Below are 14,747 nucleotides of genomic sequence, written 5' to 3'. Positions count from 1 at the left end.
AGCGCCGCCTGTGGCTGATCAGCTGCCGGTGAGTGCCGTGACGAGGTCCGCCGGAGTGAGCGCGGCGCCCGCGGCCTCCTCCCGCGCCCAGCGCTCGGGGCCGAGCAGCGCGCGGGTGCGCTCCGGGAGGCCGTCCACGACGTCCGCCTCGGGGACCGATCGGGGCAGGCCCGCGCGCCAGGCGGTGGCCGCCGCGAAGGCCCGTACGGCTTCGGCGGGGCGGTCGGCGTCGGTGAGGAAGCGGGCCGCCGCCTCGGCGATGCCGGCCAGGACGCGCTCGGCGCACCGCCCCTCGACGGCGGCGCTCAGGACGGGCCCGATCAGGGCCAGTGCGGCCGCCGGGCCCTGTTCGCGTGCGGTCAGGACGGCGGCGACGGTGTCCAGCCCGGCGGTCAGCTGGGCCGGCACGGTGATCCGTTCGGTCTGGACGCGGGCGAGCTCGCACTCGGTCCGGGCACGGACGGTGTCGCCCCGCTGGAGGGCGAGCAGGGCCGCGAGGAGCCGGGCGTAGGCGCTGACGTCGTAGACGCCGCCGTGCTGGTCGGCCTCCTCGTCGGCTTCGGCCAGGAGCCGCTCGGCGTCGTCGAGGTCGCCCGCGCTGTAGGCGGCCTCGGCGATCCGCGCGATGGCGAAGGGCGCCTCGACGTGGGCCCCGACCTCGCGGGCGAGGCGCAGGCACTCCTCGAACTCGGTGCGGGCCTCGGCGTACCGGCTGCGCGAGAGGGCGATCTCCCCGGCGGCGCTCGCGACCTGGGCGCGGGTCCAGCGGTCGCCGACGCGCTGGGCGATCGCGTGGAGTTCGGCGAGGTCGGCGTCGACGGTCGGCAGGCCCCCGGTGACGTCGATGGCGACATGGGTGCGCAGCATGAGGACGACGCCCAGTTCCCATTCGCCCGCGTGGCGGCGGCAGTTCTCGACGGCCTGGTCCAGGTCGGTGTGGAATTCGAGGACGTCGCCGGTGAGGAAGGAGGTGGCGGGCCAGAGGATTCCGGGGAAGACCGCGGTCTCGGGGGAGCCGTGGCGGAAGGCCGTCTTGATGCGGACGGCGAGGTCCCGGTATTCGGGGGTGCGGAACTTCTCGGCGGAGTTGCTCTCGGCGAGCAGGAACATGTCGAAGACCTGCAGACGCATGCGGCGCCAGTAGGCGGGCGTGCCCTCGGGCGGTTGGGCCGGGGTGAGGGCGAGGATCCGGGTGGTCCACTCGGCACCCTCGCCGCGGTAGTTGCGCAGCCACCAGAACCAGCCGAGGGCGAAGGCCAGTCGCTGCGCGGATTCGACGTCGACCTCTTCGACGGTCGTGGTGTGGAGGGCGGCGCGGAGGTTGTCGAGCTCGGTCTCGACGAGCCGGATCCAGGGGAGCTGGGCGGCGGAGCGGATGAGGGGTTCGGCCTGCTCGGCGAAGGCGAGGAAGTGGGCGGCGTGGCGGCGGGCGGTGGCCCGGGCGTCGGCCGGGTGGGCGGCGGCGCGTTCGGCGGCGTACTCGTGGATGGTTTCGAGCATGCGATAGCGCATGCCGTGGCCCTCGTACGGTTCGGCCAGGACGAGGGACTTGTCGACGAGGGAGCCGAGGGTGTCGGCGACGTCCCGGGCGGTGTCCCCGGCCGGGTCGGCGCAGACGGCCTCGGCGGCGGCGAGGTCGCAGCCGCCCGCGAAGACGGACAGCCGGCGCAGGACGGTGCGCTCGGCCTCGTCGAGGAGGTCCCAGGACCAGTCGACGACGGCCCGCAGGGTCTGCTGACGCGGCAGCACCGTACGGGCGCCGCTGGTCAGCAGCCGGAAACGGTCGTCCAGCCGGTCCGCGATCTGCCGCGGCGTCAGCAGCCTGAGGCGCGCCGCGGCCAGCTCGATGGCGAGCGGCAGCCCGTCGAGACGGGCACAGATCTCGGCCACCGCGGCCGGGTCCTCGTCCACGGTGAACCCGGCGCGGGCCGCCGCCCCGCGGTCGGCGAAGAGCTGATGGGCGGGGTCGGGCGGCAGGGGCTCGACGGGGCGGACGGTCTCCCCCGGCACGCCGAGGGGTTCGCGGCTGGTGGCCAGGATCTGGACGCCGGGGCACTGGGTGAGGAGGCGCTCGGCGAGCTCGGCGGCGGCTTCGACGACGTGCTCGCAGTTGTCGAGCACGAGCAGCAGCCTGCGGTGGGCGCAGTGCTCGACGAGGCGGGTTGTGGGGTCGGCGGCGGCCGTCGGGGCCGGGGTTTCGCGGGCGACGAGGGAGTTCTCGCGCAGGCCGAGGGCGCTGAGGACGGCGCCGGGGACGGCGGCGGGGTGGTCGAGGCGGGCGAGTTCGACGAGCCAGCCGGGCTCGGGGTGGGCTGCGGCGGCGTGTTCGGCGAGGCGTGTCTTTCCCGAACCGCCGGGTCCGGTGAGGGTGACGAGGCGCAGCCGGGCCAGGTCGCCGTGGAGGGCGGCCAGTTCGGGCTCGCGGCCGACGAAGGAGTTCAGGCGGGGGCGGAGGTTGCCCCGGGGGGCCTCCGGGCGGGAGGGCGGGACCGGCTCCGGCCGGACCGCGGGCCGGGCAACGGGCTCGGCGGGCTGCGCGAGCGGGGTGGCGGGCTGCGCGAGCGGGGTGGCGGGCTGCGCGAGCGGGGCGGCCGGCTGCGCGTCCCGGCCGGCGGAACGGCCGGCGGGAGGGCTCGGCGGAGCCGGCGGGACGGCCGGGGGTGCCTGGGGTGCCTGCTGGTTCGGCGCGGTCTGCGGCGGCAGGGGCCGGGGCCGGAGCAGTTCCGCGTGCAGGGCGGTGAGTTCGGGCCCGGGGTCGGTGCCGAGGCCGTCGCGGAGGGCGCGGCGCGTGCGCTCGTACGCGGCGAGGGCGTCGGCGGGACGGCCGGCCGCCTGCAGGGCGCGCAGTTGCTGGGCCCGCAGCGGCTCGTCGTACGGGCTCTCGTGGACCAGAGCCTCGATCTCCGGCAGGAGCAGCGCCGGGGCGGTGGTGCCGCTGAGCAGGTCCGCCTCGATGCGTCGGCGCAGGGCGGTGGAGCGGTGGGCCTCGGGGGCGGCGGCGTGTGCGGTACGGGCGGGCTCCGCCAGGTCGGCGAGGGCCGGGCCGCGCCAGAGCGAGAGGGCGGTGCGCAGGGTGCGGGCGGCGGTCTCCGGGTCGGCGGCCAGTTCCCGGTCGCCGTGGGCGGCGAGGCGGGTGAAGCGGTGGAGGTCGACGTCGTCGCGGGAGGCGGCCAGGAGGTAGCCGCCGGTGGGGGCGGCGGGGACGGTGTCCCGGCCGCCGAGGGCACGGCGAAGGCGGGCGACGAGGGCCTGGAGGGCGGCGGGGGCGTCCAGGGGCGGGGCGTCGCCCCAGACGTCGTCGACGAGTTCGGCGACGGAGGCGGGACGGCCGGCGCGCAGGGCGAGGGCGGCGAGGAGCGCGCGCAGCCGGGCGCCGCCGATCGGGAGGGCGGCGCCGGTCTCGTCGTGTGCCTCGGTGACGCCGAGGATGAGGTACCGCACGCGCCAATTCTGCCCGGCCGCGCGGTGGGTGGCGGCGGGATGCGGCGCGCCGGGGCGCGCCCCGGACGGCGGCCGCCGGGCCGTCAGGTGATCGAGGTGTCCCCGCCGGCTTCCAGGAGGGTGCGCAGGGCCTGGGCGAGCGTGGCGCAGGTGGCGGGGTCCAGCGGGGCGAGCAGTTCGGCGTAGTGGCGCAGGTGGTCCTCGAACAGCGACTCGGTGAGCGCGATGCTCTGCTCGGTCAGCCGGATCCGGACGGTGCGGCGGTCCTGGCCGTCCCGCACCCGTTCGACCAGCCCCTTGGCCTCCATGCGGTCGATGCGGTTGGTGATCGCCCCGGAGGTCACCATGGCGGCCGGGATGAGGGCGCCGGCGGTGAGCGCGTACGGGGGGCCGCTGCGGCGGAGGGTGAAGAGGATGTCGACCTCGCCCACCTCCAGGTCGCGTTCGGCCGCGAAGGCCTTGAGGTGCTTGTCGAGGATCCGGTTCATCCGCTGGATCCGGGCCAGGACCTCGACCGGCCACAGGCCCGGCACCAGCTCGGGGCGCTCCTGCGTCCACTGGCCGATGATGGCGTCCACCGCGTCGCTCATGCCGTCTCCTCTTCCGCCGACGTGCTCGTCGATCTCCGTCGATGTCCGTCGATCTCCTGGGATCTCCGTCGATGACTCCGGATCGAGGATATCTCAACGTTGAGACACTTGACGTTGAGAGGATGGCCCTGATTTTATCTCAACGTTGAGATTCTGAGCCTTGAGAGGGATCGGAGCGGGCGCCACCATGACCACCACCGCCAGAACCACCGCCGCCACCACGACCGAGGCCCCCGACCGATCCGCCCCGGCGACCGTCCCCGTGCTGTGGCTGGCCCTGCTCGCCACCCCCGTCGCCGCCGCGGCCAACGCCCCCGTGCTGATCCTTCCGGACATGGCCGCCTCCCTCGGGGTGGGCACCTCGACCGCGGCCTGGCTCGTCGCCGCCTTCGCCTGGGCCATGGCCGTCTCCGTCCCCCCGCTGGCCGGGCTGCTGCGCCGACGGGGCCTCACCCCGGTCCTCCGACTGTCCGGCGTCCTCCTCCTCGGCGGCACGCTCCTCGTCGCCGCGTCCCCCTGGCTCCCGGCGACCCTCCTCGGCCGGGCCGCGCAGGCCGCGGGCGGCGCCGGCCTGGTGGCCGCCGCGATGAGCCTGGCCGGCTCGGCCCGCCGCATGGGCGTCATCAGCGCCGGCTTCGGCATGCTCGGCGCGTCCGGCCCGCTGCTCGGCGCGCAGCTCTCCCACACCGTGTCGTGGCGGCTCGCGCTCTCGGTGTCCCTGGTCTCGCTGCTGGCGGTGCCCGCGGTGAGCCGGTACGCGAAGGCCGGGGCCGCCTCCGCCACCGCCCCGCAGGTCGGCCGGTTCGACGCACGCGGCGCCGCGCTGCTGACCGTGCTGGCCACCGCCCTGGTCCTGCTCCCCCACGCACCGGCCGTGGCCCTCGGCTCCGCGGCCGTCGCCGCCGCGCTCCTCGCGCTCCACGTACGGCGCCGGCCCGACGGCTTCGTCCCGGCCGCCCTGGTCCGCAGCCCCCTCTTCATCGGCTCCGCGCTGCTGGCGCTCGCGCTGTCGACCTCGTACTTCACCCTGTTGTTCGCCGTGCCCCGGCTGCTCGCCGACCGCGCGGGCTGGGACGCACCCGCGGCCGGCGCCGGTCAGCTCGTGGCGCTCCTCACCGGCTCCGCGCTGTCCTGGCTGCTGGCGGCCGCCTCGGCGCGCATGGGGCGGACGGCCGTACGCACGGTGCTGGTCGCGATCGGCACGCTGGCCGCGGTGCTCGCGGTGTTCGCGAGCTGGGGCCCGCTGCTCCTGGCGGCCACCCTCGGCGGCGTGTTCGGCGCGACCGGCGCCAACGCCGTGCTGTCGGTGCAGGCTGCGTCGAGCGTCCCCGCCCCCCGGCGGCCCACGGCCATCGGCCTGTTCGCCCTCTGCTACCAGCTGGGCGGCGCCTTCGGCCCGGCGATCGCGACCGCCCTGGTCCTCGGTTAGGCCGCAGCACCGGTCAGGTCAGGACAGCGCCGGGCGGTGCACGGGGACCCCCTCGGGCACGGCCCGGCGCCGAGCCGCGGACGTACCCGTCCAGCAGGTGCCGCGCCGGGCCAGCAGCCGGTGCAGCCACAGCTCCATCGAGACGAGCTCCGCGAGCCCGTCCAGCGGGACCGGCCGGCCCTCGGCCGCGTCGAGCAGCGCCTGCCGCACGACCCGGGCCTCGATCAGACCGGCATCCGCGAGCAGCGGGGCGGCGAAGAGGTCCAGCAGGTCGCTCAGGGCGGCGCGCAGCCCCAGCCTGGTCGCCGTCTCGTTCGGCGTGTGAGCGGTGGCGCCCCAGCCCGGCGGGAGCTCGCGCACGCCGGCCGAGTACAGGACGCTGCGCAGGATCTCCGCCCGGGCGCCGGGCTGCACGCGCAGGGACTCGGGCAGGGCACGCGCGGCCCGTACGACCTGGTTGTCGAGGAAGGGGGCGTGCAGGCGCTGGCTTCGGACCTCCACGGCCTGTTCGAAGACCCGGTGGTCGGCGGCCTGACGGGCCAGCACGGAACGGGCCCGGGCCTCCCCCGGCCGCAGCGACAGCGGGGGCCGCCCGGCCGCGGCCGAAAGCCGGATCGATACTTCCGCCAGCGCCTCCCCCGTGAGCCAGCCCGCCGCCGGACCGGGCCGGGACCAGGTCAGGGCCGCGAGGGAGGCGTCCACCGGACCGGAGGCGCGCTCGGTGACCCCGCCCTCGCGGAGCCGGGCCGCGGCCGCCTCCATCCCCGCGCGGTACGTCGTACGGGCGAGTCTGCGGGCCGCCGAGTACACGGTGAGCGGCACTAGCAGGAACTCCCCGGCCGCTCCGGCGGCGGAGGCCGAGCGGGCCAGCGCCGCCACCGGGCGCAGCAGGTGGCGGCGCCGGCGGTCCATCAGGAGGTCGGCCATGCGGGCCGGGTGGGCGTCGAGGACCTGCCGGGCGCCGTGGCCGGTGAAGTGGTCGGCCGCTCCGGCGGCGAGTCTGCGCCGCTCGCGGGCGGCGCAGACCAGGGAAGGGCCGGGTTCGTCGGTGAGCGGGCCGTCCAGGTCGGTGTACGGGAGGGCCTCGGCCGCGGCGGCGACCACGACGTGGTGCAGGCGCGGGTCGGCCGCGATGGCCCTGGCGCGTTCCAGTTCGTCCTCGCGCCCCTGCGGGGTGGCCAGGTCGTTGAAGGTGACCGCCAGCAGCCGGGCCCCGGCGGGACTGGTGAGGCTGCCCGGCGCTCCCGGCAGACCGGCCGCCAGCAGGGCGAGCGTCGCGGAGGCGCTGCCTCCGGACAGGTCGGCGCCCACCCCGGGGGCCGGGGCGCCGCGGGCCGCGCGCCGATCGGCCGGTCCCATGCCGGGCACGGGGCCGGGATCGTACGGTGGCGGGATGTCGGGAGCATGCCGCGGAGCCGTGAGCCGGGCGCGCACCGCGTCCACCAAAGCTTCCCGTACGCCCTCCACCGCGCGGTCGGCGTCGGCCTCGGGCGCGGCCACCGCGAGCGAGGCCACCTGTTCGTAGCCGGTGATCTCGCGGGAGCCCTCGCGCAGGATGAGGGCGTGCCCGGGCGGGATGCGGCGGACACCCGCGTACGGGGTGCCGTCGCCCAGGGCCTCCGGGCTGTCCGGACAGGCCAGCAGGGCGGCGAGGTGGCCGATGTCGAGCTGCGCCTCGATGAGGTCGGCGAGCGGGAGCGCGGCGGTGGCGTACGCCGTCCCGCTCGCCCAGGGCGTGTAGAAGACGGGCCGGGCGCCCGCGAGGTCCCCGACCACGGTGATGCGGCGGCCGGCCTGGACCACGGCGGTGTAGCTGCCGGACCACTGGGTGAGGTGGCGCAGCGCACCGCCGCGCGCCGCGTACAGGGCCCTGCGCAGCTCGGCGTCGGTCGCGCCGCAGCAGCCGAGCACGGCGAGCCGGGTGAAGGGGTCGGCGGGGTCGGCGGTGACGGTGCGGATCTCGTCGGGGCGCCAGTCGCCGACGGCCCAGAGCGGGTCGGGGTCGCCCCAGAGCAGCTGGGCGCCGACGGGGTGGACGGTGCGTTCCGCGTCCGCGCCGGGGTCGGCCGCATGGGCGGCGTCCGCGATGCCGCCGTGCAGGGGCGCGCCGCCCGGGCCGTACGCGCCCGGGCCGTGGCCGGGTCCCTGGCCGGAGACGCGGCCGGCCGTGCCGAAGCTCGCGGCGATACTGCTCCACCCCACCAACCAGCGCACCGCCGCCTCCCCAGCCTGTGGGCACATGACCGGGGCACGGGCAGCACGGACAGCGCTGAGGGCGCGATCGGTGGGACCCCGGTGGCTCGGGTCCATGCTGCCACGGGACAGGCGTGCGAGAGGGGTTATAGGGGGCGCACACGCAAACGAACACGCCCCGGCCACGCGGTATTTGGCGTTCCGTTCCCACCGCCCCATAGGTCGCTTTCGGCCATTCTTCGGCCGCGTGGAGAGCCGTCGCGCGGTGTCGGCGCCCGGCGCGCGGGCGCGGTCCGGGGAGCGGAATCCGCCCCCCGGACCGTTCCGCCACCCGCGGGGATTGAGGTAGCGGCATCCCCCGGCCCGCCCGGTTCACGCAGCGGGCCGACCCACGCACCGCACATCGAATCGCCGGGTCCGCGGACCGGCCAGAGCGCACGGGCGGGCGCACGGCCACACGGGCGGAGCACGCGACGAGACGTGCGCCCCCGCCGCCGGCCCCGGGCCGGACCGTGCAAACGGACAACAATCCCGCCATACGGAAGTAAGGCCCTTAACGCTTGGGAGGCGGGGAACTACGCTGGGTTTACGAAATGCCGGGCGCCTATGCCCCGGCGGCGTATGCGTTCCGCGTGTGACGAGGGGTGGCGCATGTCCAGGGAGCTCCGCGAGCCCAATGAGAAGCTCGGCGCCGTCCTCGCCCTCGCGGGCATCAGCAACGCCGGGCTGGCCCGGCGCGTCAACGACCTCGGCGCGCAGCGCGGCCTGACGCTTCGGTACGACAAGACGTCGGTGGCCCGGTGGGTGTCGAAGGGGATGGTGCCGCAGGGCGCCGCCCCGCACCTGATCGCCGCCGCCATCGGCGCGAAGCTGGGCCGGCCGGTGCCGCTGCACGAGATCGGCCTGGCGGACGCGGACCCCGCCCCCGAGGTGGGGCTGGCCTTCCCGCGCGACGTCGGTGCGGCCGTGCGTTCGGCCACCGACCTCTACCGGCTCGACCTCGCCGGGCGGCGCGGCGGTGGCGGGATCTGGCAGTCGCTCGCGGGCTCGTTCTCCGTGGCGGCGTACGCGACGCCCGCGTCGCGGTGGCTGATATCTCCTGCCGACAGCTCGGTGGCCCGGGAACCGGCGGGTCAGGCGGGTACCGCGGGTCAGGCGGGTCCGGCGCGTTCGGCGCACCACCGATCTGCGGCTGCGACCTCCTCGGCTCACGATGCTCCGGCCCAGGACGGACCTGCCCAGGGCGCAACGGCGCGCGACCTCCCGTCACCACAGTCACCACAGTCGCCGAAGCCACCGACGACCGGGACGCCGGAGACAGGTCCCCAGCCCTCCCCGGAAGGCCGTACGACCGGGCCGGCGACAGGCCCGATGACAGCACCGGCGGGCCGGACGGCAGGCCCGCCGTCCACCGTTGTGCCCGCGCAGCACGGGCCCGAAACGCCGCGCGACCACGTGCAGCGCGTGGGCCACAGCGATGTGACCAAGCTGCGCGAGGCCGCCGAGGACGCCCGTCGCTGGGACTCCAAGTACGGCGGCGGCGACTGGCGTTCGTCGATGGTCCCCGAGTGCCTGCGGGTGGACGCGGCGCCCCTGCTGCTGGGCTCGTACACCGACGAGGTGGGCCGCGCCCTGTTCGGCGCGACGGCCGAACTGACCAGGCTGGCCGGGTGGATGGCCTTCGACACCGGCCAGCAGGAGGCGGCCCAGCGCTACTACATCCAGGCGCTGCGCCTCGCCCGCGCGGCCGCGGACGTACCGCTCGGCGGCTATGTACTGGCCTCGATGTCCCTCCAGGCGACCTACCGGGACTTCCCGGACGAGGGCGTGGACCTCGCGCAGGCGGCCGTCGAGCGCAACCGCGGCCTGGCAACGGCGCGCACGATGAGCTTCTTCCGGCTGGTCGAGGCCCGGGCGCACGCGAAGGCGGGCGATTCGGCGGCCGCCGGGGCGGCGCTGCGGGCCGCGGAGGGCTGGCTGGAGCGGTCCCGCGCGGGCGACCCCGATCCGACCTGGCTCGGCTTCTACTCGTACGACCGTTTCGCGGCGGATGCGGCGGAATGCTACCGGGACCTCAAACTCCCCCGGCAGGTGCGGCGCTTCACCGAGCAGGCGCTGTCCCGGCCCACGGAGGAGTACGTACGTTCCCACGGGCTGCGGCTGGTCGTCAGCGCCGTCGCGGAGCTGGAGTCGGGCAATCTGGACGCGGCGTGCGCGGCGGGCACCCGGGCGGTGGAGGTGGCGGGCCGGATCTCCTCGGCGCGCACGACCGAATACGTACGGGACCTGCTGCACCGCCTGGAACCCTACGGGGACGAACCGCGCGTCGCGGAGCTGCGCGAGCGGGCCCGGCCCCTCCTCGTGGCTCCGGCGTAGACCCGCGTGGCCTCGTTGTCGGTGCGGGGGTGCAGTATGCAGGGGTGGGAGGTATCGGCGTGGGCGGTGGCGTGGACTGCGATGTGCTGGTGATCGGCGGCGGAATCGTCGGCCTGTCGACGGCGCATGCCTTGTCGCGCCTGGCTCCGGGTACGAAGGTGATCGTCCTGGAGAAGGAGTCGGGCCCGGCCCGGCACCAGACGGGCCGCAACAGCGGTGTGATCCACAGCGGCATCTACTACCGCCCGGGCTCGCTGAAGGCGCGCTTCGCGGTGAGCGGCGCCGCCGAGATGGTGAAGTTCTGCGCGGAGCACGGGATCCCGCACGAGGTGACGGGCAAGCTGATCGTCGCCACCGAGCGCGAGGAACTGCCCCGGCTGCACGCCCTGGTCCAGCGCGGCCGGGAGAACGGCATCCCGGTGCGCGAGCTGGGCCCGGCCCAGATCACCGAGTACGAGCCGCAGGTGCAGGGGCTGGCCGCGATCCACGTCGGCAGCACCGGCATCGTGGACTACGGCCGGGTGAGCGCCCAGCTCGCGCAGTCCTCGGGCGCGGAGATCGTCTACGGCGCCGAGGTGGACCTGATCTCGCGCCGCGCGTCGGCGGTGGCCGTGCGCACCACGTCCGGCCTGGTGTTCCGGTCCCGGATGCTGGTGAACTGCGCGGGCCTGCACTGCGACCGGATCGCCCGCCTGGCCGGAGACGACCCGGGCATGCGGATCATTCCCTTCCGGGGCGAGTACTACGACCTGACCCGCCCGGACCTGGTCCGGGGCCTGGTCTACCCGGTGCCGGACCCGGCGTTCCCCTTCCTCGGGGTGCACCTCACCCGCGGCATCGGCGGCGGCGTCCACGTCGGCCCCAACGCCGTGCCGGCGCTGGCCCGCGAGGGGTACGACTGGTCGACCGTGCGCCCGCGGGACATCGCGGACGAGCTGGCGTGGCCGGGCGCCTGGCGGATGGCCTCCCGGCACTGGCGGTACGGGACGGGCGAGATCCACCGCTCACTGTCGAAGCAGGCCTTCACCCGGGCGGTACGCCGCCTCCTGCCCGCCGTCACCGCCCCGGACCTGCACCCCGCCGCAGCCGGGGTCCGCGCCCAGGCCGTCCTGCGGAACGGCACCCTGGTGGACGACTTCCTGATCCGCGACGCCCCGCGCACGATCCACGTCCTCAACGCCCCCTCCCCGGCCGCGACGGCCTCCCTCCCCATCGGCCGCGAAATCGCCACCCGGGTCCTGCGCACCCTCACCGCGGCCTGACCGGACCAACGGGCCCGGGGGCGGTTGCACGCCGGGCACCGGGGGCGGGGCGGGGGTGGCGCCCGCCGCTCGCGCAGCGGCGGCGCGACCCCCCGTCGTAGAATCAGCGCATTGTGTCTGAGTCCCTGAACCCCACGCCGCCCGCCGTCCCGGACGCCCCCGTCGCCGACTACGCCGACGGCCCCGCGCCGGAGGCGAACTCGTACGTGCCCCCCAAGTGGCGCACCGAGCCCCGCTTCCCCGACGGCCCCTCGCCGGACCCGGCCGGCTCGCACCACGAGCGGCGGATCCGGAGCTTCCAGCCCCGGCGCAGCCGGGTCACCACCGGCCAGGGCGAGGCCCTCAAGCGGCTCTGGGGCACGTGGGGCCTGGACATCGACGGCCACTCGGTCATCGACCTCAAGACGCTCTTCGACGGCCTGCCGGTCGTCCTGGAGATCGGCTTCGGCATGGGCGAGGCCACCGCGCAGATGGCCGCCGCCGACCCCGGCACCGGGATCCTCGCCGCCGACGTGCACACCCCCGGCCAGGGCAACCTGCTCGCCCTCGCCGAGCGCGGCGGCATGACCAACGTCCGGGTGGCCAACGGCGACGCGATCATCCTGCTCCGCGAGATGCTGGCGCCCGACTCGCTCGCCGGGATCCGCGTGTACTTCCCGGACCCCTGGCCCAAGGCCCGCCACCACAAGCGCCGGCTGATCCAGCCCGAGTTCCTCACCCTGGCCGCGACCCGCCTGGCACCCGGGGCCGTACTGCACTGCGCGACCGACTGGGAGCCGTACGCCGAGCAGATGCTCGAAGTCCTCACGGCACACCCCGACTTCGAGAACACGCAGCCCGACGGCGGCTACTCCCCGCGTCCCGACTTCCGGCCGCTCACCCGCTTCGAGGGGCAGGGCCTCGACAAGGGCCACGTCGTACACGACTTGCTCTTCCGTCGCACGGAGAACTGACAACGTCACCGCGCGTGTCCGAGCGGATCGCTAGGGTCATGATGTGTTCCGAGCGCTCCGCCCTGTTCTCGCGCGTCCGTCCGGCGCGGTCCGCACGTGCGTGCTCCTCGTGCTGCTCGCCGCCACCGGCATCGCCATCCTCGAGCTCGTGCGGGAGCAGACCGGCACGCCGGGCTTCTTCGTCGGCCTCGGTCTGGCCCTGCTGCCGGTGGCGCCGCTCATGGCGGCCTTCCGCTGGCTGGGCCGGGCCGCGCCGGCGCCCTGGTCCCAGTTGCTGTTCTGCTTCGGCTGGGGTGCCTGCACCGCGGCGCTGATCGCCATAGTGGCCAACAACTTCGCCACCCAGTGGATAGCCGCAGCGACCGCCGATCCCTCGGAAGCGGACCAGCTCGGCTCGGTCGCCATCGCCCCCGTGGTGGAGGAGAGCGCCAAGGCGGCCGCCCTGCTGCTGGTGTTCGTGTTCCGAAGACGGCATTTCACCGGCCCCGCCGACGGTTTCGTGGTGGCCGGCTTCACCGCCATCGGCTTCGCCTTCACCGAGAACATCCTCTACCTCGGCAACGCCTTCGTGCAGGACCTCGCCGACGGCACCGGCGTCCTGGACTCGGTGACCGCGGCGACCTTCTTCGTACGGATCGTGCTGTCGCCGTTCGCGCACCCGCTGTTCACGGTGCTCACCGGGCTCGGTTTCGGCGCGGCCGCGGTCAGCGCGGGCCGTTCGCGCCGGATCTGCCTGCCGCTGCTCGGCCTGGCCCTGGCCATGGGCATGCACGCCCTGTGGAACGGCTCCTCGCGGTTCGGGGACCACGGCTTCTACGTCGTCTACGGCTGCGTGATGGTCCCGCTGTTCGGCCTGCTGGTGTGGCTGGCCGTGCGGATACGGCGCGGCCGGCTGCAGGCCGTCGCCGGGGAGCTCGCGCTGTACGCGGCCGCGGGCTGGCTGGCTCCCGCCGAGGTTTCCGCCCTGGCCTCGATGCCGGCCCGGTCGCTGGCCCGCTCCCTGGCGCGGCGCAGCGGCGGCCGGGCCGCCGGACGGGCGGTCGCCCGGTACGAGGCGGACGCCGTCGCCCTGGCGCTGCTGCGGAACCGGGCGCGCCGCGGGGGTCCGCTGCGCGAGGCGGACTTCGCCGGCCGGGAACGGGAGTTGCTGAACCGGTTGTGGCAGCGCCGCGCGACGGCCGGACCCGCACTGGCCCGGGCGGCGGTGATGGAGGACCTGCTCCCGCCCTGCTTCGACCCGTCGGAGCCGTTCACGTCGTGGGAGGCGCCGGATCCGGTCGAGGCGTCGCAACCGTTCGAGCTGGCGGAGTCGGCGGCCGGCCCGGCCGGTGTTCCCGGGCCGCGGTGGGAGGAGCCGTCCGTCAGACGTTCAGGCCCTTGGACTCCAGCCACGCCAGCGGGTCCATCGTCGATCCGCCCTTGCGTACTTCCAGGTGGAGATGGGGTCCGGTGACGTTTCCGGTGGCGCCGACCCGGCCGATGGTGTCGCCGGTGCCGACCGATCCCGAGGTCACGGACATCGAGGAGAGGTGGCAGTACCAGATCTCCGTGCCGTCCTCGAGCTCCAGCACGATCCGGTAGCCGTACGCCCCGGACCAGCCGGCCGAGGTGATCTTCCCGGCGCCGACCGCCTTGACGGGGGTGCCGGTCGGGGCAGCGAAGTCGAGGCCGGTGTGGTGGCCGGAAGACCACATGGAGCCGGAGACCCCGTAGTGCGAGGTGAGGGTGTAGGCGGAGGTGGGCAGGGACCAGCCTCCGGCCGATGCGGCGGGGCGCTCCTGCGCCGCCTTGGCCTCGGCGGCCTTCCTGGCGGACTCGGCCTCTTCCGCGGCCTTCGCCTCGGCCTGGGCCTTGGCCTCCTCGGCCGCCTGGCGGGCCTCTTCCAGCTTGTCCTTGGCCTCCTGGGCCGCCGCTTCCCGCGCGACGCGCTCGGCATCCGCACGGGCCGCCGCCTCGGCGGCCCCCTGCTGCGACTCGGCCTGCTGGAGGATGCGGTTGCGCAGGATCTCGCCGGCGTCCGCGCCGCCGTCGGCCTGCTGGGCGATGATCCCGGCCGTGCCGTCGCGGTCGGCTTCCCGGCCGGAACCCCCGTCGCCCTGACGCTCGTTGCCCCCGGGCATCAGGTCCGGGAGGGAGGGCATGGATATCGCGACCTGCGGCCGGTCCTGCGCGGTGGCGATGCCGCTGGCGCCGACCGCCGCGATGACACCGACACCGAGCACGGTGGAGCTGCGGGCAAGTCCCCCGCGCTGCTTGGCGACCCGGTGCTTGCCCCGGACCGGACGGACGGAGTCCTCGGTGGGGTTCCACTCGCCCCAGGCACCCGCGGTGGGCGGCTCCTGGATCTCGGTGCCTTCAGGAGCAGGCGAGTTGGAGGCCACGGGGGCACACTCCTCATTGACACGCACGCGCACGGTGCCGTCTCTTGCGACGGCCGGGACGACCGCGCTGCGTTATCGAAAGGTAATAGAAGTGAGGGAGTGATTCCAAGCTGTTGCGCTTG

At 75.4% G+C, this 14,747-nt stretch carries 9 protein-coding genes; 5 read left to right on the top strand and 4 right to left on the bottom strand.

What is annotated here, in order from left to right; translation table 11 throughout:
* Nucleotides 1–18: 18 nt before the first annotated feature.
* Together OHA91_RS20210 and OHA91_RS20205 are read right to left on the bottom strand one after the other, a co-directional pair.
* Nucleotides 19–3,441, bottom strand: a complete 3,423-nt coding sequence (locus tag OHA91_RS20210; RefSeq protein ID WP_328739699.1) for an AfsR/SARP family transcriptional regulator — start codon at nt 3,439–3,441, stop codon at nt 19–21.
* An 83-nt stretch (nt 3,442–3,524) separates the two neighbouring features.
* Complete coding sequence (locus OHA91_RS20205; protein ID WP_031156401.1) at nt 3,525–4,031, bottom strand: MarR family winged helix-turn-helix transcriptional regulator; 507 nt, start codon at nt 4,029–4,031, stop codon at nt 3,525–3,527.
* A gap of 187 nt (nt 4,032–4,218) precedes the next feature.
* Between OHA91_RS20205 and OHA91_RS20200 the strand changes: the two genes are divergently transcribed.
* Nucleotides 4,219–5,460: an MFS transporter gene (locus OHA91_RS20200; protein ID WP_328739698.1), complete on the top strand. Its 1,242-nt coding sequence runs from the start codon at nt 4,219–4,221 to the stop codon at nt 5,458–5,460.
* An 18-nt stretch (nt 5,461–5,478) separates the two neighbouring features.
* Here OHA91_RS20200 and OHA91_RS20195 read toward each other — a convergent pair whose 3' ends face one another.
* Entirely contained in the window at nt 5,479–7,674 is a 2,196-nt protein-coding gene (locus tag OHA91_RS20195; RefSeq protein WP_328739697.1) for an asparagine synthase-related protein, read from the bottom strand.
* Nucleotides 7,675–8,304: 630 nt separating this feature from the next.
* On the opposite strand from OHA91_RS20195, the gene OHA91_RS20190 reads away from it, so the two are divergent.
* The 4 genes from OHA91_RS20190 (at nt 8,305) to OHA91_RS20175 (ending at nt 13,697) form a co-directional block, all read left to right on the top strand.
* A complete protein-coding gene (locus OHA91_RS20190; RefSeq protein WP_328739696.1) occupies nt 8,305–10,029 on the top strand; it encodes a sporulation protein in 1,725 nt (574 codons plus the stop codon).
* A gap of 29 nt (nt 10,030–10,058) precedes the next feature.
* The gene (lhgO, locus tag OHA91_RS20185; RefSeq protein ID WP_266499755.1) at nt 10,059–11,291 is read left to right on the top strand and encodes an L-2-hydroxyglutarate oxidase; all 1,233 of its coding nucleotides are present in this window, start codon (nt 10,059–10,061) and stop codon (nt 11,289–11,291) included.
* 113 nt (nt 11,292–11,404) lie between these two features.
* Nucleotides 11,405–12,244, top strand: coding sequence for a tRNA (guanosine(46)-N7)-methyltransferase TrmB (gene trmB / locus OHA91_RS20180; protein ID WP_031156393.1), 840 nt, complete (start codon nt 11,405–11,407; stop codon nt 12,242–12,244).
* A gap of 43 nt (nt 12,245–12,287) precedes the next feature.
* A complete protein-coding gene (locus tag OHA91_RS20175) occupies nt 12,288–13,697 on the top strand; it encodes a PrsW family intramembrane metalloprotease (RefSeq protein ID WP_266499751.1) in 1,410 nt (469 codons plus the stop codon).
* Here the strand turns inward: OHA91_RS20175 and OHA91_RS20170 are convergent.
* Complete coding sequence (locus tag OHA91_RS20170; protein ID WP_381623180.1) at nt 13,606–14,625, bottom strand: M23 family metallopeptidase; 1,020 nt, start codon at nt 14,623–14,625, stop codon at nt 13,606–13,608. The two genes, OHA91_RS20175 and OHA91_RS20170, sit on opposite strands and share 92 nt — an antisense overlap.
* Nucleotides 14,626–14,747 lie beyond the last annotated feature (122 nt).

Source organism: Streptomyces erythrochromogenes, assembly GCF_036170895.1.
GTDB classification, from domain to species: domain Bacteria; phylum Actinomycetota; class Actinomycetes; order Streptomycetales; family Streptomycetaceae; genus Streptomyces; species Streptomyces erythrochromogenes.
This window is presented reverse-complemented; position numbering and strand designations above follow the sequence as displayed.

Coding starts and splice junctions, on each gene's coding strand:
- OHA91_RS20205 (WP_031156401.1), bottom strand. CDS start 4,031: ATGAGCGACGCGGTGGACGCCATCATCGGCCAGTGGACGCAGGAGCGC.
- OHA91_RS20200 (WP_328739698.1), top strand. CDS start 4,219: ATGACCACCACCGCCAGAACCACCGCCGCCACCACGACCGAGGCCCCC.
- OHA91_RS20190 (WP_328739696.1), top strand. CDS start 8,305: ATGTCCAGGGAGCTCCGCGAGCCCAATGAGAAGCTCGGCGCCGTCCTC.